The organism is Halarcobacter sp., from assembly GCF_963676935.1.
In the GTDB taxonomy this organism is placed as follows: domain Bacteria; phylum Campylobacterota; class Campylobacteria; order Campylobacterales; family Arcobacteraceae; genus Halarcobacter.
Map to the genome: position 1 here is coordinate 796,746 of NZ_OY781470.1, position 20,150 is coordinate 816,895.

Consider the following 20,150-nt stretch of genomic DNA (forward strand, 5'->3'; position numbering starts at 1 on the left):
ACAATAAATTGGTATAATTATATATTAATAGCTGTAGGAGTTTTATGTGAATGAAAATATTATAGAAAAAATTGAGTCTTTACCTCCTTTACCAAAAACTATAATTGAGATTGAAGAGTTTAGGCAACAACCAGAAAAAGAGGCTTTTGAATTATTAAAAATTATTGAAAAAGATGCATTAATTGTATCTACTCTTTTAAAAGTGTCAAACTCTGCAATGTTTGGTTTTAGAAGTAAGGTTGAAACAGCAAGTAAAGCAATTAATCTTTTGGGTATTAATTTTACTATCTCTATTGCTATTGGTGGTACAATACAAAATTTACTTAAAACTAATCTTTCTGCTTATGGAATAAACAGTGATGATTTTATGAGAGCATCAAACTTAGCTACTACACTTGCTTCTTTATGGTTAAATAAAATCTCTTTTGAATTAAAAGAAGAGTTAGTTTTACCTGCACTTTTACAAGAAGCTGGAAAATTTGTATTAGCAGATATTATTGATACTAGTGAAAAAACTGAAGAGTTCAAAGAATTGATTGCATCAGGTAAAACATTAGCTCAAGCAGAAAAAGAGATTACAGGAATGACAACTTCTGAAATAACAGCTAAGATTTTCAAACACTGGAAGTTAAGCGATAATTTAATTAATGTAATTGAATATGTAGATGAACTTGATAAGTGTGATGAAAAGTATTTAGAAAAATCTAAAATTCTAAATGTAATAAAAACAGTTTGTAATGTGACAAATGCATTTAGTGAAGAGAATATTGCTTTAGGTTTAGAAAAAGCAAAAACATTTAACTTAGAGCCTAAACCTTTACAAGCTGCAATTGATAAGTTAGAAGATAGACTTTTAGATGAATAATTAAGAGTTAAACTCTTAATTATTTAAATTCATAATATTTATTATGGTTCTCTTGTGCAAAATTCATAGATAAAGTTGATTTTTCAATTATATTAGATTTATCTCCCCATGATACAGCAATTGTCAATTCAGGTTTTATATTTTCATCTTTTGTTAAAAAATCAATACTTTTAATTTTTTCTATAATTGATTTGTAATCATCATCTTCTTCAACAATTAATGCAAGGTTTGGTCCATTTAATCTGTATATTGGATGTATATCACTTAATTTTAGTGCATATTCTTTAAAATATATATTTGTCTTTTCATAACCATATTTTTTATTTAGATTCATTAAATCTTTAATATAAATCTCTATAAAAATAAATTTCTTATCATCTCTTTTTAGTAAATCAAGTTTTAACTTTTCTATATTATTTAAAGTTGTAATTATATCATTATATATAGGGATACTTTTTAAATAACAAACAATAAGATTAATAATATTTTGTTTTATGTATGAGATATTATTTTCGAAAATCTTTTCAAAAATATGTTTGTATACTTTGGAATAAGCAATTTTTAATGTAAATTTATCAAAAAGTGGTATATCAATTCTCTCATAACCTAAATCTATAAGTTTACATTCATTTTGACATAAACCTTCTATAGCAACAAAAGTAAGTCCATGGAAAATATCATTTGAGATAAAGTTTTCTATATGAGTATTTAATAAATCATCATTTAACCCATCATCTGTAAAAATTTGGGTAATTATATTTGAGAGTTTTTGATTTATATTATATTTTAAAGTTATCTCTTCTTGTACAATAAATTTTTCAAGTGTTTTTTTACCAATATCTAAAGCTTTATCTTCATTAATTGTTATATTATCAAATTTTAAATCTTGAAAATATCTATAACCATGATTTAGCAAAATATTTTTATTTAGTTTTTCAAATTCATTCTCTAATAAATCATATCCATTTATTTTCACATAATAAAAATAAAAAAGTTTTGATTTTTCAATAGATATAAAATCATTGCATAAAGAGTAATAAGCCGATAGAGTTAGATATATTTTAGAATAAATTGACATCAAGTGAGAGGCTATTTTGTTCTTTTTTATATAATCAATTATTTGATTGATTAATATATCATCTAAAATTAACTTATTTGTATCTACAAATTTTTTTATTATTACATCACAAATTGTTAATTTTAAAAACTCATGATAATCATTTCTATATTTTTCTGTTGAAATAAGTTTTCTTAGAAGTTTTATTAGTATTTCATCATCTATTTCATTTGAAAAGAGAACTATTGAATGAAGAATAAATGTATTTGAATAGTTTTCAATCTTATCATCTAAAAAATCTTCAATAACTATTTTATAGTTTAAATTTTCTCTTTTTTCATCATAAATAAACATATAATTACTTAGAAGTATTGAATTGAAATCATCTAATGTTTCAAAGTTATTAAGTGATGTATGGGTGATTTCTTCTTCATATAAAGCAATTATATCTTCAAAATAAGATAAGTCATTGTATAACTCTTTTGGATAGTTTCTATTAAGTTTATATATAAGGTTACAAATCAATGTTGTACTTGAATTTAGGAATATTTTATAGTTATCTTTTACTGTTCCTTCATTTGCAAAGTTAGTGTTTTTTGATAATTCATATCCATCACATATTTTTTCAAAGTTAAAATGAAACTCATCTATAAGGTATTTTGTATCTTTATTTGAAGCATTAATAAATGGAATATGTGAATAGTAAAAAAGTAATTTTCCTAAAATATTGTTTAATATATTAATTTTTTCCTCAGAAAGTTTGATGTTGAATTTGACAAGATTTATGGTTTCACTAATAACTTCTATTAAAGGTTTTATAGTCTTTTTTCTAATCACATCCATAGAGTTTATAGAACAAACTTGATTTATTGTTTCAATTAACATGGTATATTGTTTAAATGTAATGTCAAAATCTAATTGATCAGTATCTTCTAATTCTTTTAGTCTCTCTTCATAAGTCCTAAAAAGACTTGATAGATTATCTAAATTATAAGTGTTATAGTTTTCAAAAATATTAAAATTGTTACCTAAAGATAATAAGTCTACAATAGTAACAATCTCTTTAAAAACTATTGTTGTTGAATCATAGAGAATATTATTCATCTTCTCTTCTATAACTAAAATAATAACAGATTTTAAATTTTTGTTATTAAGAATCTCTTCAATTATATCAAGAGGGATACTCTTTTGTTCAAAATATAATTCACAAACATAATCTATTAAAGCTTTATAATCATCTGTGGCACTATATAAAAATGAATCTTCAGTTTTTATATTGTATTTTTCTATCAAATTAATGATATTTAAATCTTCACTACTTGTATCTAATAATCCTAAAAATTCATTTTCTTCTTGAATATCCATGATAATATCCTAATCAATAACATTATTATCAATTATATACTTTTTATACTTATAGTCCTTGAAGTATTATTTTCCATAAATAGTCTACTTCCTCATCCTCAAAAGATATTATTCTTTTTTCTTCATAAAGTTCTTTTATTTTTTTTAATTTAAAGCTTTTACTATAAGTGCAAGAAGCATGTACGGGCATAAAACTTCTTACTAGTGATATATCTTTTTTTATCTCTTGTTCACATAATAAACAATGATAATCTGTATGAAGTCTACCCTCATAATCAAGTAACTTGATATATGATTTGCAAATTGCTCTTTTGGGATTTTGTTTAATCATCTTGTGAGATAGTTTGTCTAATAGTTTAAAATAAAAATCATCAATTGTTTCTACATCTTTTAAGTGAGGATAAAAAAGTTTAATAAACCTTTGCCAACAATATAGTTTGTCATTATCAAAAATCCATTGAAAACCAAGTTGAATTACATCTTTTAATCTGGGAATAGAACTTTTCATATTTGTTTCTAATTCAAAGTCTATTTTATATCCTACATTTATATTTGAGTGTCTAGCCCCATAAAACCTGTATGTAGTATAAATGTGTGATTCTGTTAAAATTGATACTATTAAATCATCATCTTTAACAGCTTTGATATCTATTATGTAACCTTGCATATAACTTTCTATTTATAAAATTGAAAAAAATTATAGCGAATTATAAATAGAAATTTGCTTCAAATAAATTTTATGGTACTATTCTATAATTAATTTTACTAAAGGGAAATTGGATGGATTTTACAAATGTTTCTATAGCAAAAGAGGCAAATATTTTATATGATGGTAATATCACAAGTAGAAGTATTACTTTTGAAAATGGCAGTAAAAAAACACTTGGAATTATGTTACCAGGAGAGTATGAATTAAACACAGTTAATAAAGCAACAATTGATATAAACTCAGGTTCACTTGAAGTTATGCTACCAGCAGAAGATTGGGTTGAATATGTTGCACCTGCAAGTATTCAAATTGCACAAAACTCAAAATACAAATTAAAAGTAACTTCATTAGTTGATTATTGTTGTTCTTTCGAGAAAGTTAAATATTGTAAATAAAAAAAGGCAAGAAGTACAAAACTTCTTACCTTTTTCTGCATGTATATTTAGAGTCTACTCAGCAACTGAAACAGTTACAGGTGTACCTTCCCAAATACCATGCTTAGTACAGTAACCATGTGCTACTAAGTTTAATTTCTTACCAGTTGGAATAATTGTAAATGTTGTAGTATTATGAGCTTTTACATTTCCTAATGTCCCTGGAACATATGAAGCTTTCGCTAATAATGTTTCTCCATTAAATAATGAAACAGACTCAATATAGTGATCAAAATCATCTGGGTGAGTATACTCGTTACCCATTTTTACAGTTACTTCAAATGGCTCTCCTGCTTTTGCAGTTTCAGCACAGTGAATAAATGGTGAGTGTCTATCAATTAAATCTTTTTTTGCTTCTCTTTCAACAGTATCGATATCAACATATTTGTTAATTTTTGGCATATTTTTCTCCTAATAAATGTGGTAAAATATTATACCATTATTTTTTTAAAGTATTTAGGATAATATTTTTCCTAAAAAAAACTTTTAAGAAAAATATCAGAAAACAAGTTTCAATATGGTAATATTCCGCATGAATAAAGAAGATTTTTTTATAAAACAATTTAATAAAAACTCAAAAATAATTGGCGATGATGGTGCTGTTGTTGGTGAGTTTATTTATAGTAATGATGCCTTTTTTGAAAATGTACACTTTAAAAGAGATTGGTTTAGTTTAAAGCAAATTGCTAAAAAAGCAATGCTTGTAAATATCTCTGATGCAATTGCTATGAATGCCAAACCAAAATATGCTTTATTGACTGTTGCAATACCTAAAAACTATTCAAAAAAAGATATGAAAAGTTTAGCTTCTGGTTTTTTAGAGGTTGCAAAAAAATATAATATAGAAATAATAGGTGGTGATACTATTTCTAATACTAAACTAGATATAAGTGTTACAATAATTTCAAAAACCAAAAAACCTATATTAAGAAGTGGAATAAAGCAAAATGATTATCTTTGTTATACGGGTGATTTAGGATCTTGTAAAAAGGATTTGAATACATTATTATGTGGTGGGAAAATATCAGATTCTTCTAAATTTATTGAACCAAAGTTAAAAGCAAAGTTTTTTTATGAAATATCAAAGTATGTTAATGCCTCAATGGATATTTCAGATGGTTTGTTTTTTGAATTGGAAAGAATGTCTAAACAAAGTAAAAAGGGTTTTAAGTTTTTCTATTATATTTCTAAAAATATTGGTTGTTCAGGGGAAGAATATGAATTACTTTTTTCTTTTTCACCTAAAGATAGGATAAAAATTGAAAAAGTTGCGAAAAAACACAATGTAAAATTAAACATATTTGCAAGAGCTGTAAAAGGTAAATTTAAAAGCGATTGTAAAAATCACCATTTTGAATAAGGAAATTAGTTGGAAAATTTACAAAGGTATTTAAGTCATTCTAAAATTGATGTATTATTTAAGCAAACAAAAGATGATTTTGTTGTTACAGAAGTTCCTCTTTATGAATTTAGTGGAGAGGGTGAACATATAATAATTAAATTTAGAAAAAAAGAATTAACAACATGGACTGCTGTGCAGATTTTTTCTGAACAATTAGGTTGTAAATCAAGAGACATAGGTTATGCAGGGTTAAAAGACAAAAATGCAATGACTATTCAACACATTTCAGTTCCAAAAAGTTGTGAAGAAAGGCTTGAAAAGTTTAATCATGAAAATATCAAAATTTTAGAGGTTATGAAACATAATAATAAAATTAGAGTTGGACATTTAAAAGGGAATAAATTTTTTATTAGATTAAAAAGAGTTACACCTTTAGATGCAAAAAAAATAGAAGAAGCAATATCAAATATTTCACAATTTGGTATGCCAAATTATTTTGGTTTTCAAAGATTTGGAATAGAAGGTGATAATTATAAAAAAGGTGAAGCTATTATAAATGGCGAACTTAGAGAAAAGAATAGAAAGTTAAAACAAATGTATATTAACTCTTATCAAAGTTACCTTTTTAATAATTGGCTTTCAAAAAGAATTGAGATTTCAAAACTAGTTAATGCTTTTGAGCCTAAAGAGATTTATGAAAAACTATCTTTACCTCTTGAAGAGGTTTCTAATATGAAAAAACAAGAGCATCCTTTTAAAGTTATTATAGGTGATTTAATGAGTCATTATCCATATGGAAAGATTTTTTATGTGGAAGATATAGAAAGTGAATCTCAAAAGTTTTTTGAAAGAGACAGAGTTCCAACTGGCTTACTAAGTGGAAAAAGAGTTAAAAAGTCAGAAAACTTTGCTTATGAAATAGAAAAAGATTTTGATAAAAAAATATCTGAAGATGGAGCTAGGAGATTTGCTTGGATATTTCCAAAAGATATAGAATCAAACTATAAAGAGGATAAAAATTGGATGGAAATACAATTTGAACTTCCAAAAGGTTCATATGCTACAGAATTTATAGCAGAAATTATTCATTAAATAATTAGCTATAATCTCATACTTGATTATATTATTTTTTTAAGTCAAAGTAAGTTAAACTTATATATTAATATAAAAAGGTTGAGTATGACTTATGAAGAACTAATAAAAGAGTTATGTGATGTAGTAAAAGAATCTGAAAAAAATTCTGTGGCTATATATGAAAATTTAGAATCAGTTAGCGATATGTTAAATGATTTAAAACTTCCTGTTCATAAGCTATCAAAAATAAATGATTTTATCTCTAACTCTTTTGGTTTATTGCAACATCAAGATATGCATAGACAAAAAATTGAAAGAGTGGTTAATTTTGTTTGTGAAAATAAAAATATCGATTCTAGTGAATATAATTTAGCAAGTTCTGCTAAACATATTGCAGGAGATGAAAACAATGAAGTTTTAGATGAGGAAGAGTTAGAGGCTTTAATTAAAAGTATGCAGAATTAATCAATAAAGAGTTTCTCTCTTTATTGATTTTTGCATGCTTCTTTTTTAAGATTATTTAGTGTACCAAATATTCTAAGTGATTCAATTTCTATTGCCCTTGCTTTTTCATTTAACACCTCATTTGGTTCTTTATTAGCATTGGCATCAATTAAATCCTGTAATTTAACAGTTAAATTATTATTTAATACTTTTAAGTCTTCAAGTGCAGTGTGTTGTGCATTTGGATTAATCTTAATATAGTTTTCTATCCATTTATCAAGCTCTTCTGAACCTTTTGCAATCCAGTTTTCATAGCTACCTAATTTTGTATAAACACTATCTTTTATATTTAATACATTTACTTTTAATTTTGCTGTGTCATAAACTAAATCCACATTACAAACTTCTTCTCTAGCTTCCTGTAAGAAGTTTGCTCTCGAAGCTGCTGTCACAAGTGAATTTGACATATTGGCAATTTCACTTGACATTTTAGAGATTTGTTCAGCTACTTGTGCATTTTGTTGTGTCGCTCTATCAAGAGTATTAACTGCATCATTTATTTGAGTAATACCTCTTTCTTGCTCTTTTGAAGCATTTGCAACAAAATCAATTTTTTCGATTGTATAATTAATATTTTTATTTAGTACATCATATCCACCAATCATGTTATCTGAAATCTTTTTACCTTCATCTGCTTTACTTGTAGCATTTTCAACTAATTCTTTGATCTCTTTAGCAGCTTCAGCAGATCTAGAAGCTAGATTTCTAACCTCCTGAGCAACAACAGCGAAACCTTTACCAGCTTCACCTGCAGTTGCTGCTTCAACTGCTGCATTAAGTGAAAGAATATTTGTTTGGAAAGCTATTTGATCAATAACCTCAATAGCTTCATTAATAGAACTAATTTGTGTATTTATCTCATCCATTGCTGTTGCTGTTTTATTTGCTAGTAGTTGACCATCTTTTGCTGCTTTTGTTACATCAGATGCTAGATTAGACATCTCAATGGTTGTTTGTGTATTTCCTTGTATATTAGCTGTAATCTCTTCAAGGGCGGCCGCTGTTTCTTCTAAAGATGCAGCTTGCTGATTAGATGATTCAGATAAGCTATTTGATGCCGTTGATAAAGTATGAGTGTTTTGATTTAAAGAATCACCTGTATTCATAATCATTGCCAAGATTTCAGATGTATTATTACCAACTAATTTTATTCCAGCAGTTAATGAACCAAGGTCTCCATATATACCTTTGTCATCAATTCTATAATCAAATTTTGATTCAGAATAGTTTCTTAATGTAATATTTATTTTATCAAGTGTCTCTTTAGTATGTAAAATCATAGTATTCAATTTATTTTTTAAATCTTCTACATATGGATTAGCTGCAACTTCATTAACTTGGTATACAAAGAATCCATTTCCAGTTTTTTCTAAAATATCATTTGCTTCTTCAATAACTTTTTCATCTTGTTTTAACCCTTCATTTACTTTATCCATATATGAATTAAATAAACTAGCAACTTCTCCAATTTCATCTTTTGATGTGATTTCAAGTTTTATATTAGGATCATTAGTTTTTAATAGATTTTGAAAACCATGTTTTAACCCTTCAATTGGTTTTGTAGCTCTTTTTACAATTAGTAAAATAAGTCCAATTGTAATCCAGCCTAATATTGTAGATGATAAAAGTATATCCACGACTAAACCACTAATCCTATCATCTGATTCATCTAAAGAAAATGTTAAGTCCATAATACCTATAACATCACCTTCTTTTTGATTTACATGGCAAAGTAAACATTCATTTGTTGCAATCATAGGTTTAATCATTCTTAGATTGTGGCCTTCATTATTATTTACTTCTAAAATTTGATTTTCTTTTGTTTCAAATGATTTAATAATATCATTATCTTTTGTAAATTTTGTACCAGGTGAATACATCTCAATTAAAGGTTTACTTTTTGCTATTGTTAGGTTTTTTACACCTTTAATTGTTCTAGCTTCATCTTCTGCTTTTTTAATTTGCGCAGGATCTCCTGTATTCATTGCATTTCTTAAACTTTGGAACATTGCTGTATTAAGCATATCCAAATTCTCTTTAGTTGTTATTATTGCATCTTCTTTTACTTTTGCTGTAGTAAAATACGTTACAACTAGACTTGAAAGAGACATAAGTATAAAAAGTGCAAATATAATTCTGTTACTTATTTTTTTTGTTATTAATTCTAACATACGAGATATCCTAATAATTAAGCTGGCTTATTATATAATGTAAAACATTTATTATATATAAAATATTAAATTAAATCAAAAAAACTTGGAAAATAATGATTGTAGGCATTGAAGGTATAATTGAAAGAAAAGAACCGACATTATTAAATCTAAATGTAAACGGTATTATATATGAAATATTCGTATCAGTGAATTGTAGTTCAAAAATTATTGATAGTAAAGTTAAACTTAATATAACACATATTATACGAGAAGATTCACAAACTTTATATGGCTTTTTAGACCCAAATGAAAAAAAACTTTTTGATACAGTGATCAAAATTAATGGAGTAGGACCCAAAGTTGCTTTAGCTATATGTTCAACTTTTACTCCTACATCTTTTGCACAAATTGTAAGTTCAAATGATATCTCTATGTTGAAAAGAGTACCAGGGATTGGACCTAAGGGTGCTAGTAGAATTTTAGTTGAATTATCTGGCTTTATTATTGATGGAGATGAAGATGAAAATTCAGATGCTTCAATCCATTTAGAAGCTTCATTGGCATTGGAATCTTTAGGCTTTAAAAAAGATGTAGTATCAAAAGTATTAAAAAGTTGTGCAGGTAGTAACACTGGCGATTTAGTAAAACAAGCATTAAAACAGTTGCAAAAATAGGAGAATATAGTGAAAATAGGAATAGTTTTTGGTGGAATATCTTATGAGCATGAGATATCAATTGTATCTGCAATAGCTATGAAAGATGTATTAAAAGAAGAATTGGTTTACATCTTTTGTGATGAAAATAGAGATTTTTATCATATCCCAACAAATATAATTAAATCAAAACTTTTTAGCAGTGGTGAGTATAAAAAATGTGATTTATTAAATTTAAAAAAAGGTTCATTTGTAAAAAAAGGCTTACTTTCTGAAAAAAGCTTAGATGTAGATGTTTATTTAAATCTATCTCATGGAGGAGATGGAGAAGATGCATTATATTCTTCTATGTTTGAATTATATAATCTTCCTTATATTGGACCTAGAAAAGGTGCTTGCAGCGTAAGTTTCAATAAATTTTTAACAAAAGGTTATGCATATAGTTGTGGTATTAAAACAATTGACTATAAGTATTATACAAAAGGTGAAAAAGTTGAAATAGAAGAGTTCCCTGTAATTATTAAACCTGTTACTTTAGGTAGTTCTATTGGAGTATCTATTGTAAAGTCTAACGAAGAGTTAGAATATGCTTTAGATGTGGCTTTTGAATTTGATGATGCAGTTATTGTTGAATCATTTATTTCTGGAATAAAAGAATACAACCTTGCAGGATGTAAAATAAATGGAGAGTATAATTTTTCAATAATAGAGGAACCTCAGAAAGCAGAGTTTTTAGATTTTGATAAAAAATATTTAGATTTTGCAAGAACATCAACTGCTTTAAAAGCAGATATTAGTGACGAATTAGCTTCAAAAATAGAGGAATCATTTAAAAAAATATATAATACAACTTTTGAAGGTGCTTTGATTAGATGTGACTTTTTTGTAATAGATGATGAAGTATATTTAAATGAAATAAACCCAGTACCAGGATCAATGGCAAATTACCTATTTGAAGATTTTAATAAAACATTAGTTTCTTTATCTTCATCATTACCAAAACAAAAATCAATTAAAATTACCTATGAATATGTAAATAAAATTCAAAGCGCAAAGGGAAAATAATTGGCTCTAAAGAGTATAATTGTAGATAATAAAGAGTTTGATATCGCTTATGATATTGTAAATGTAAATAATGATAAGACAATTGTATTCCTACATGGTTGGGGTTCAAATAAAGAGATTATGAAACAAGCTTTTTCTTCTTATCTAAAAGATTACAAACACATTTATATAGATATGCCTGGTTTTGGGAAAAGTGCTACTTCTTATAGTTTGACTACCAAAGCTTATGCAAATATAATTGATACTTTTCTAAAAAACTTAAATATAAATATTGTAGCAATTGCGGGTCACTCATTTGGTGGAAAAGTTGCTACACTTTTAAATCCTGATAATTTAATTCTGTTAAGTACAGCTGGTATATTGGAAGATAAACCTTTAGATGTAAAGCTAAAAATTAAAGCTTCTAAATTTTTTAATAGCTTAGGTCTTGGAAAAATTACAAAAGCGTTTAGAAGTAAAGATGTTGATAAAATGAGTGAAAATATGTATCAAACATTTAAAAATGTAGTAAATGAAGATTTCACTGATAATTTTAACTCTTATGAAAAAAATGGTATGATTTTTTGGGGAGAAGATGATAAAGCAACTTCTCTTGAATCAGGTAAAAAAATACATTCTTTGATTAAAAATAGTAGTTTCGATTCATATAAAGCTGATCACTACTTTTTTTTAAAGTTTGCATCTGATATTTGTCAAAAAATTGAAAATGGGATTCGTTAATGGAATATCTATATATATTTACACATATATTACTTATAATGTCTTTAGGCTGGTACTTAATAACCAATTTACAATGGTATAATTATAAACTTGAAAGAGTAATACTAAAACATCATAAGTGGCAGTGGCATATCACTTATTTTGCTTCGCCAATAGTATTTTTTTATATACTACCTGATTTATATTTTACTATCTATTTTTATCTACTTTTTATGACAAGTTTTGTTCTTTGGAATAAAAAACTTGATAGACCTTTAGTTCTAACAGGAAGAGTAAAAAGATTTTTAGCACTACTACTTTTTATAACTTTTGCAATAATAGCACTTTGTCTAACAAGTAAAGATTGTAACTCTTCTGCTGTATTGTTTGTACCAATATTTATAGCTTATATAGTTTCATCTCTTTTAGAAAAAATATTTTTTATATCTTTTAAACATAAAGCAAAAGAGAGGCTAGATGCAATACCAGCTTTAAAAATAGTTGCTATTACAGCATCTTATGGTAAAACTTCTATAAAAAACTATTTATATCACTTATTAAAAAGAAAATACAAAGTATATAAAACACCAAGATCTGTAAATACAATGGGTGGAATTGTATTAGATGTAAACAGAGATTTACCCCTTGATTCACAAATCTATATTGCAGAAGCAGGAGCTAGAGAAAAAGGTGATATTGAAGAGATTACAACATTTTTGGAACCACACTATTGTGTTTTAGGAAGTGTTGGAGAACAACATATTGAGTACTTTAAAACTTTAGATAATATTATTCAAACTAAAATGGAAATATTAACATCACCGAGGATGAAAAAAGGTTTTGTTCATGAATCTGTTCCAATTAAAGATTATGAAACTATTGTTAAGTTCCCTGATAATCTTCATGTTACAATGTCAAATCTTGATGGTATTTGGTTTGATATTGTTATAAATGGAAAACAAGAACATTTCTCAGCTCCAATATTAGGAAGTTTCAACGCAATAAATCTAACAGCAGTTATTTTAGTTGCACATGAATTAGGGATGAGTATTGATGAAATTAAATTAGCTTTAAAAGATTTACCACAAGTTGAGCATAGACTTCAAAAAATAGAAGCTGGTGGGAAAATTATTATAGATGATAGCTTTAATGGAAATCTAGAAGGTATGTTAGAAGCTATAAATATTTGTTCTCATCATGAGGGAAGAAAAGTGATTATAACTCCAGGTTTAGTTGAATCAACTTCTGAAGCAAATATTCTTTTAGCAAATGAGATAAATGAGAAATTTGATTTTGCAATTATTACAGGTACATTAAATGCCCATTTGTTAAGTTCAAATATAGATGAGGATAAACTGTTTATCTTAAAAGAAAAAGCAGATATGGAAAAAGTATTAGCAGAAAAAACAAGAGCAGGGGATTTAATACTTTTTGCAAATGATGCACCTAATTTTATCTAGTTAAAAAGATATAAGTCCCTTTAAGATAGGGAGAATTTTAAAGGAAGTTTTATTATGGAACATTTATATGCACCTTGGCGTTATGACTATGTAACTGACGAAAAAATAGAAGGGTGCATCTTTTGTCATATCTCAAAGAATGTAGAAGAGGAAAAATATCAAGTATTATTTTATGATGAATATTGCTACATAGTTATGAATAAATTCCCATACTCACCAGGTCATCTTATGGTTATACCACATTTTCATACAGATAAAATAGAAGAGTTAGAAGATGAAGTTTGGACTAGAATGAGTGTAAGAATTAGACAAGCAGTAAGCTTACTAAAAGATACAATGAATTGTGAAGGTGTAAATATAGGAATGAATCTAGGAAAAGCAGCTGGAGCAGGAATAGCGCAACATGTTCATTATCATGCACTACCAAGATGGATAGGGGATACAAATTTTATATCTAGTATTGGTGGGGTAAGAGTTTACCCAGCTGATTTTGATGAGATTTTTTTGAAGCTAAAAGAGCAGGCTTCTAAATATTTTGTAGATTAAATTGGATTTTAAATGGAACCTAAAAGAATTATTGAATTTGTTAGACAAAAAGACTTTAAGTTTATAAAAGAAATTGGTAGAGGTTCTTTTGGCGAAACAGTATTGTTAAAAGATGAATACATTGATTATGAATTTGTTTGCAAAAAATATTCACCTTTTGAATTTATAGATAAAGAAGCTTTTTATGAAAATTTCATTAATGAAATTAAAACTTTACATCTTCTTTACAATAGAAATATTGTAAGAGTATTTAATTATTACTTATATCCAAAATTGCATTTAGGTTATTTAATGATGGAATATATCAATGGTGAAACAATTTCTGATTATTTAGAAAAGTATCCAGAAAATTTGAATGATATATTTAAACAAGTAATTGAAGGTTTTTCCTATTTAGAATCGCATAAAATATTACATAGAGACATTAGGGATAATAATATTCTTGTTGATGAAAAAGGAATAGTAAAAATTATAGATTTTGGATTTTCGAAAAAAATAAATTTTGATTCTGACAATCAAAAGAGTATATCAATTAATTGGATAAGCAGTGTATTACCTGATGATTTTAAAATGGAAATTTATAACCATACTACAGAAGTTTTCTTTGTTGGTAAGTTGTTCGAAGACATACTGAGTCAAATAAACAGTTCATTTAAATATAAAACTATATTAAAAAAAATGATTGAAGTAAATCCTGAATATAGAATCTCTTCTTTTAAACTTATTCTGAAAGAAATTAATGAAAAATCTTTTACTTTAAATTTGTTTAATAGTGATGAAAAAAGTATTTACAAAAATTTAGCAGAATCTTTTTCTACTGCAATAGTAAAAAGAGAAGAATCTTCTAATATAATTAGTGATATTGATAAAATTATTAAAAATCTTGATACATTACATCAAAAGACAATGCTTGAAGACTTTGTTAATTCTAAACATTTATTAAGAGTATTTATAAATGGTGAATATCAGTTTTCAAATACGCTAGTTGAAGTTGAAAGTATTCAAAATTTTACTTCTTTCTTTAAAAGTATTTCTAGAGAAAAGCAGAATATAATTTTATATCATTTATCAACAAGGTTTGATGATGTTTCTAAATATTCAAATAATGTATATATTGATGATGACGAAATACCTTTCTAACCAAAACAATTATATATTTAGTATTATTATAAATTAAGCTATACCCAAAACTATTTCTGTACTTTATATTCTCTATCAACTTTCTTTTATGAAAAAGAAAGTAGCAAAGAAATCACACTGCGAAGTTTTGAAGGCGGAAGCTTCCCTCGCTTTTTATTTATCTCTTTTGAGTGAGTAAAAACTTGCTAAAACGTGACATCTAATCACGTTTCTTAACGCTTCAAACAGTTTACTCACTTGTTTTCAAAAGAGATAAATAAACACTCAGCTTCAAAAATGTAGGGAATTGGATAAGGACATTTGATTTGTTAAGTACCATTTTATTTGAGTTGGTGTCGTGTTAAATTTATATCAAAAAGTTTGCGGCTAGAGCATTTATAGTCCAGACTTTGTTGAAGCCGGAAGGTTTTTAATTATTTTCGAAAAAGCCTGAGAATGTTTGAGATAAAAAGGTGACTAAATGTCACGTTTTTATTGAGTTTCGCAAGGCAGAAAATAATTACAAATCTGTAGGGAACTTTAGCTTCAATAACCGTCTGGTTGCTTTTTGCCATACTTTTTTCAACAAAAAAGTATGAAAGCGTACTCACTTCTGTGAGTACAAGAGACCAATAGGAGTGTCCAACTCCTCAAAACTTATTCGTGTGAATGTCCCTCAGCAATTAACTCCTGAATTTTCCCATAAACTTCAGTAGCTTGCTCATCATCAATCTTATCTTCATTTACAGCATAAATAATATTTTGTAACTCCACAAGAAAAGATTCAATATCTCTTACCTCTTCCATAGTCTCATCTGTTTGTTCTTTTTTTTCAATAATTGTATGTAAATCTTCTAAATATCCCTCTACCTCTGGTATCATAGTGTTTTCAATAACTTCTAATAAATCTTTTTTAATTTGTGTCATATTTGATATATCCTTATATTTTTTATATTATAACTTATAAAACCCCTTATTTTTATTTCTTTTGTGCACTATTTATAATATTTAATCCAAGTAAAACATTATTCAATTATAATTGTCAAAAAGAAAAAAGAGTATATATGAGAGATCAATGTATTATTGCAAAATTGGGTGAATCAATTCTTAGAAAAAAAGCTAAAAAAGTTAAAAATATTAATTCAGAAAAAATACAAAGTGTTATAACTAAAATGATAACTTGTGTAAAAATGAGTAGGGGAGTTGGTCTTGCTGCACCTCAAGTTTTTGAACCATATCAAATATTAATAATCTCTTCCCATCCAAATGACAGATATCCTAATGCTCCACTTATGAAAAATGAAGTATTAATTAATCCTGAGATTATAAAAAAGTCAAAGAAAAAAGTAAAAGATTGGGAAGGGTGTCTAAGCATCCCTGGAATTAGAGCAAAAGTTCCAAGATACAAAAAAATAGAAGTGAAATATACTACAGTTGAAGGGAAAACAAAAAAAGTAATATTTGAAGATTTTATCGCTAGAATATTTCAACATGAATATGATCACTTAATAGGGAAAGTTTATTTAGATAGAGTTAAAGATAACATTGATATTGTTTCAGAAGAACTATATTTTAAGTTAATTTCATAAATATTTATGAAATTAAAAAATGGAGAATCTATGATAATAAGAAAACAAATAAATGAAAAAATGAGTAGAATTGTAGAACACAATGGTGTTGTATATTTTGCAGGAATAGTATCTGATGATAAAAAGTTAGATATAAAGGTGCAAGCAAAAAGAGCTTTAGAGATTGCAGAAGAAAGGTTTAAAGAAGCTGGAGTTAGTAAACATAGTATTTTAAGAACAGAAATATTTTTAAAGGATATCTATAGAGATTTTGAAGAGTTTAATAAAATTTGGAAAGAATGGATTCCTCAAAATGATAAACCAGCACGTTCATGTGTGCAAGCAAACATGGCTAGTCATAATACTTTAGTTGAACTAGTTATAACAGCAGCAAAAGAATAATTATTTGATTTATATATTAATCTAATTAAAATATATACAAAAAAATTTTAAAAATATGATAATATTTTAGTATTATTAAAATATAAAAGAAAAAGGATACCTTATGAAAAGAGATATAATCATAATTGGTGGGGGGATTGTTGGTTTATGCAGTGCTTATTTTTTACAAAAAAGTGGACGTAAAGTAACTATTATAGATGAAAATGATATTACAGACTCTACATCATTTGGAAATGCAGGTCTTTTATCAGCATTTGATAAATCTCCTTTAAGTTATCCTGGCGTTGTTTTAAATACTTTAAAATTGATGTTAAGAGGTCAATCTCCTGCAATTATACATCCATCTTTCGATATAAAAGTATATAAATGGTTAATTAATTTTATGCTAAATGCAAATGAAAAGCGTACAAAAAAGACTATGATGCTTTTTGAAAAATATGGAGAAATATCTTTAAATTTATATGAAAAAATGGTAAATAAAGATAAGTTAGATTTTGATTTTCATAGAGATGGTATGTTATCAGTTTTTACTGAAGATAAAAGTTACAATGAAAGATTAAAAAAATATGATTATATAGATGAAGAAAGATTTAAAATCTTAGATAAAAGTGAATTAAAAGAGTATTTGCCAAGTGCTAATAGTGATAAAATAAAAGGTGCTATTTTATTTAAAAAGAATGCAAGGTTTGACCCAGGGTTAACTATGATAGAGTTAAAAAGACATCTTATAGAATCTGGAGTGGAATTTATTTTAAATGAAAAAATTGAAAGTATTAGAGTAGAAGCAAAAGAGGTAAAGCATCTTGTATCTTCAAAAAACAATTTTTATGAAGCAGAACATTATATTATGTCTACAGGTTATCAAACTATTTTAGCTAGTAAATGTAATAAAGATTTGATGATGACACCTGCAAAAGGTTATAGTATAACTTTTGAAATGGATAAAGAGTTTACTCCAAAAGTATCTACAATATTTAATGATTTATTTGTAGTAATGACACCAAGAAGAAATAATGTAAGATTTACTTCAAAATTAGAAATTGGTAGTGATGATACAAGTGTAGTACAAAAACAAATAGAGAGTATAAAAAAGAACTTTTTTGAATACAATGAAAAATTTGAAATGAGAAATGAAAAATATTGGACAGGTTTTAGACCACTAACACCAAATGATATTCCATTAATTGGTAGAGATGAGGATATAAATAACTTAACGTATGCCATGGGATTAGGTTGGTTAGGTATGACTTTTGGACCAGCTGTTGGTACTATTATAAATGATCTAGTAGTAAATGATAAGAAAAATGCACAAAGCGATGATATTTTAATGTTCTCTGGTTTTTATCAATAAGATAAAAACCAGATTACTTTAATCCCATTTCTTCTACATCAAAACCTTCAAAACTATTGATTTGTAAGTTTTCAGCTATATTTTCAAACTCTTTACATCTATCATATAAAGTATCTTTAGTATGAATATTTATCTCTTCAACACACAAATAATATGTTTTATTTTCATAACATATTTCAAGTGTTGAATAACCATCATAATCTAAAATTTCTTTAGCTTTTCGTAAAACTTTACTATCACTATTACTAAAATAAAATCCCCAGCTTAATCTACTGTTAAGATTTATGTCGTACTCTTTTGCTGTTTTATTAAAGAATTCTTCTATACTTTTTTTCATATGAAAATTTTATATCTAAAAATTAAATTTTAGGTAAAAAATATAAGTATATTTAATAATTTACAGACTTTATTACGAAAATTGTGACAATAATTGTGACATTTAAGTAAATTAAGATTTATTTAAGATAAAATTGGCGGCTTTGATACCTGATGCCCAAGCTGCAGTTATACCTCTACTTGTTCCAGCTCCATCACCAATAATATAGTATCCCTCTTTGACCATAAAATGTTTATTTAAAAACTGTGGTTTATTTGAATATGTTTTTATCTCTGGATAATAAAGTATTGTTGAGGGGTGTAAAATACCTGGAACAATGGAGTCAAGTTTTTTTAGCGCACTCCAAATATCTCTTAAAATTTTTGCTGGCATACTTAAACTTAAATCACCTGCTACAGCATTTGATAATGTTGGTTTAAAATCATATAAATCATCATTAAAAGTTTCTTTTTTACTTCTTTGACCTAGTCTAAAATCACCTACTCTTTGCATAATAACAGAACCACCACTTAGTTGCATGACCATTTCACCAAGTATTTTCCCAAATTGTTGACCACTTACTACAGGTTCCGTTAATTTAATAGTTTTTAACATAGCAAAATTTACAAGATTATTAGGTTTTTTATCTCTAGACATCGAGTGTCCATTTACAGAATAATAGCCTTTATATTTTTCTCTTACAATATGAGCGCAACCTGAGTTTGTACAAAATGTTCTTACTTTATTTGGAAAAAGTATTTTAGGGTCATAATACTCTTTGACAATAGGATAGTTTTCTTCTCTAGTTTCAACTCTTATCCCAATATCTACAATATTATCACTATAACCTACACCTAATTTATCCATTTGTTCTTGCATCCAGTCATAATCTGCACGACCAGGTCCCAAAATGATATTTTCAAATTCTATTTTAAAATCATTACTTAGGGTCAATTCTTTTTTATTTGCAGCAAGTTCTTTCACTTCAGTTTCAAGTGCTACTGTTACATTTAAATCTCTTAACTGATCAATTAATCCCTTTATCAAAGTAGATGATTTATCTGTACCAACATGTGCTTGGTCTATTGCTAAAATATTTACATCCAGTTTTTGTGCTCTTTGAACATATTTCTCAATATTTAATCTTGTTTCCATTTTAGGTTTTAAATGATTTGCAACTTCAACTAATAGTTTTTGTGCTTCATCTTTTTCCCAATGTTCTAAAGGAAATCCAACTGGGTATGTATAGTTCTGTTTACAGTCATTTCTTAAACCTCCAGAACTAATTTTTTTCTTTTCTATAAGTAGAATACTTTTATTTGAATTTTCTGCCAGTTTAAAAGCTGCACCTAGACCTGAAGGCCCAGACCCTACAATAATTACATCGTAATAAGAGTTTAATTTAATATTTTTCATAAATTAATTATATCTAAACTAAAAAATTAAATACAGAAAAATATTAAAATAT

The 20,150-nt window shown here is 26.4% G+C and carries 21 protein-coding genes; 14 read left to right on the forward strand and 7 right to left on the reverse strand.

Going from position 1 to position 20,150, the window contains the following annotated elements; all coding sequences use genetic code 11:
* Positions 1-46 precede the first annotated feature (46 nt).
* On the forward strand, positions 47-865 hold the full coding sequence (locus ACKU4C_RS03870; protein ID WP_321314599.1) for an HDOD domain-containing protein: 819 nt from the start codon (positions 47-49) through the stop codon (positions 863-865).
* A gap of 19 nt (positions 866-884) precedes the next feature.
* Here the strand turns inward: ACKU4C_RS03870 and ACKU4C_RS03875 are convergent, their stop codons facing one another.
* Together ACKU4C_RS03875 and recO are read right to left on the reverse strand one after the other, a co-directional pair.
* Positions 885-3,287, reverse strand: a complete 2,403-nt coding sequence (locus tag ACKU4C_RS03875) for a hypothetical protein (RefSeq protein ID WP_321314601.1) — start codon at positions 3,285-3,287, stop codon at positions 885-887.
* Between the two features lie 49 nt (positions 3,288-3,336).
* Entirely contained in the window at positions 3,337-3,954 is a 618-nt protein-coding gene (gene recO / locus ACKU4C_RS03880) for a recombination protein RecO (protein ID WP_321314602.1), read from the reverse strand.
* A gap of 113 nt (positions 3,955-4,067) precedes the next feature.
* Here recO and ACKU4C_RS03885 point away from each other — a divergent pair, with 113 nt between their 5' ends.
* Positions 4,068-4,391 carry a pyrimidine/purine nucleoside phosphorylase gene (locus ACKU4C_RS03885; protein ID WP_320033362.1) on the forward strand — a complete coding sequence of 108 codons (324 nt, stop codon included), beginning with the start codon at positions 4,068-4,070 and terminating at the stop codon, positions 4,389-4,391.
* Between the two features lie 54 nt (positions 4,392-4,445).
* Here ACKU4C_RS03885 and ACKU4C_RS03890 read toward each other — a convergent pair whose 3' ends face one another.
* On the reverse strand, positions 4,446-4,832 hold the full coding sequence (locus ACKU4C_RS03890) for a class II SORL domain-containing protein (protein ID WP_320033363.1): 387 nt from the start codon (positions 4,830-4,832) through the stop codon (positions 4,446-4,448).
* A gap of 130 nt (positions 4,833-4,962) precedes the next feature.
* Between ACKU4C_RS03890 and ACKU4C_RS03895 the strand changes: the two genes are divergently transcribed.
* The 3 genes from ACKU4C_RS03895 to ACKU4C_RS03905 all read left to right on the forward strand — a co-directional run bounded on the left by ACKU4C_RS03895 (position 4,963) and on the right by ACKU4C_RS03905 (position 7,311).
* Entirely contained in the window at positions 4,963-5,790 is an 828-nt protein-coding gene (locus ACKU4C_RS03895; RefSeq protein ID WP_321314605.1) for a thiamine-phosphate kinase, read from the forward strand.
* Positions 5,791-5,799: 9 nt separating this feature from the next.
* Positions 5,800-6,864, forward strand: a complete 1,065-nt coding sequence (gene truD, locus ACKU4C_RS03900) for a tRNA pseudouridine(13) synthase TruD (RefSeq protein ID WP_321314606.1) — start codon at positions 5,800-5,802, stop codon at positions 6,862-6,864.
* A gap of 87 nt (positions 6,865-6,951) precedes the next feature.
* Positions 6,952-7,311, forward strand: coding sequence for a hypothetical protein (locus ACKU4C_RS03905; protein WP_321314607.1), 360 nt, complete (start codon positions 6,952-6,954; stop codon positions 7,309-7,311).
* Between the two features lie 20 nt (positions 7,312-7,331).
* On the opposite strand, the gene ACKU4C_RS03910 is transcribed toward ACKU4C_RS03905, so the two are convergent.
* On the reverse strand, positions 7,332-9,521 hold the full coding sequence (locus ACKU4C_RS03910) for a methyl-accepting chemotaxis protein (RefSeq protein WP_321314609.1): 2,190 nt from the start codon (positions 9,519-9,521) through the stop codon (positions 7,332-7,334).
* Positions 9,522-9,616: 95 nt separating this feature from the next.
* Between ACKU4C_RS03910 and ruvA the strand changes: the two genes are divergently transcribed.
* From ruvA to ACKU4C_RS03940, 6 genes are read left to right on the forward strand one after another with little or no spacing between them, the layout of a single operon-like run.
* Positions 9,617-10,177: a Holliday junction branch migration protein RuvA gene (gene ruvA / locus ACKU4C_RS03915; protein ID WP_321314612.1), complete on the forward strand. Its 561-nt coding sequence runs from the start codon at positions 9,617-9,619 to the stop codon at positions 10,175-10,177.
* A 9-nt stretch (positions 10,178-10,186) separates the two neighbouring features.
* Complete coding sequence (locus ACKU4C_RS03920; protein WP_321314614.1) at positions 10,187-11,221, forward strand: D-alanine--D-alanine ligase; 1,035 nt, start codon at positions 10,187-10,189, stop codon at positions 11,219-11,221.
* Positions 11,222-11,941 (forward strand): alpha/beta hydrolase, encoded by a 720-nt coding sequence (locus tag ACKU4C_RS03925; RefSeq protein ID WP_321314617.1) that lies wholly within the window; start codon positions 11,222-11,224, stop codon positions 11,939-11,941.
* Positions 11,941-13,380: a UDP-N-acetylmuramoyl-tripeptide--D-alanyl-D-alanine ligase gene (locus ACKU4C_RS03930; RefSeq protein ID WP_321314619.1), complete on the forward strand. Its 1,440-nt coding sequence runs from the start codon at positions 11,941-11,943 to the stop codon at positions 13,378-13,380. Before ACKU4C_RS03925 ends, ACKU4C_RS03930 begins: the two co-directional genes overlap by 1 nt.
* 54 nt (positions 13,381-13,434) lie before the next feature.
* On the forward strand, positions 13,435-13,926 hold the full coding sequence (locus ACKU4C_RS03935; RefSeq protein ID WP_321314621.1) for an HIT domain-containing protein: 492 nt from the start codon (positions 13,435-13,437) through the stop codon (positions 13,924-13,926).
* A 12-nt stretch (positions 13,927-13,938) separates the two neighbouring features.
* On the forward strand, positions 13,939-15,066 hold the full coding sequence (locus ACKU4C_RS03940; RefSeq protein ID WP_321314623.1) for a protein kinase domain-containing protein: 1,128 nt from the start codon (positions 13,939-13,941) through the stop codon (positions 15,064-15,066).
* A 636-nt stretch (positions 15,067-15,702) separates the two neighbouring features.
* On the opposite strand, the gene ACKU4C_RS03945 is transcribed toward ACKU4C_RS03940, so the two are convergent.
* Entirely contained in the window at positions 15,703-15,972 is a 270-nt protein-coding gene (locus ACKU4C_RS03945; protein ID WP_321314625.1) for a hypothetical protein, read from the reverse strand.
* Between the two features lie 137 nt (positions 15,973-16,109).
* Between ACKU4C_RS03945 and def the strand changes: the two genes are divergently transcribed.
* From def to ACKU4C_RS03960, 3 genes are all read left to right on the forward strand, one after another.
* Positions 16,110-16,634, forward strand: coding sequence for a peptide deformylase (gene def / locus ACKU4C_RS03950; RefSeq protein WP_321314627.1), 525 nt, complete (start codon positions 16,110-16,112; stop codon positions 16,632-16,634).
* Between the two features lie 30 nt (positions 16,635-16,664).
* Positions 16,665-17,015: a RidA family protein gene (locus tag ACKU4C_RS03955; protein WP_321314628.1), complete on the forward strand. Its 351-nt coding sequence runs from the start codon at positions 16,665-16,667 to the stop codon at positions 17,013-17,015.
* Positions 17,016-17,118: 103 nt separating this feature from the next.
* Complete coding sequence (locus ACKU4C_RS03960) at positions 17,119-18,366, forward strand: FAD-dependent oxidoreductase (RefSeq protein ID WP_321314630.1); 1,248 nt, start codon at positions 17,119-17,121, stop codon at positions 18,364-18,366.
* Positions 18,367-18,379: 13 nt separating this feature from the next.
* Here ACKU4C_RS03960 and ACKU4C_RS03965 read toward each other — a convergent pair whose 3' ends face one another.
* Both ACKU4C_RS03965 and ACKU4C_RS03970 read right to left on the reverse strand, forming a co-directional pair.
* On the reverse strand, positions 18,380-18,703 hold the full coding sequence (locus ACKU4C_RS03965) for a ribonuclease E inhibitor RraB (RefSeq protein ID WP_321314631.1): 324 nt from the start codon (positions 18,701-18,703) through the stop codon (positions 18,380-18,382).
* Positions 18,704-18,814: 111 nt separating this feature from the next.
* Entirely contained in the window at positions 18,815-20,098 is a 1,284-nt protein-coding gene (locus ACKU4C_RS03970; protein ID WP_321314634.1) for an FAD-dependent oxidoreductase, read from the reverse strand.
* Positions 20,099-20,150 lie beyond the last annotated feature (52 nt).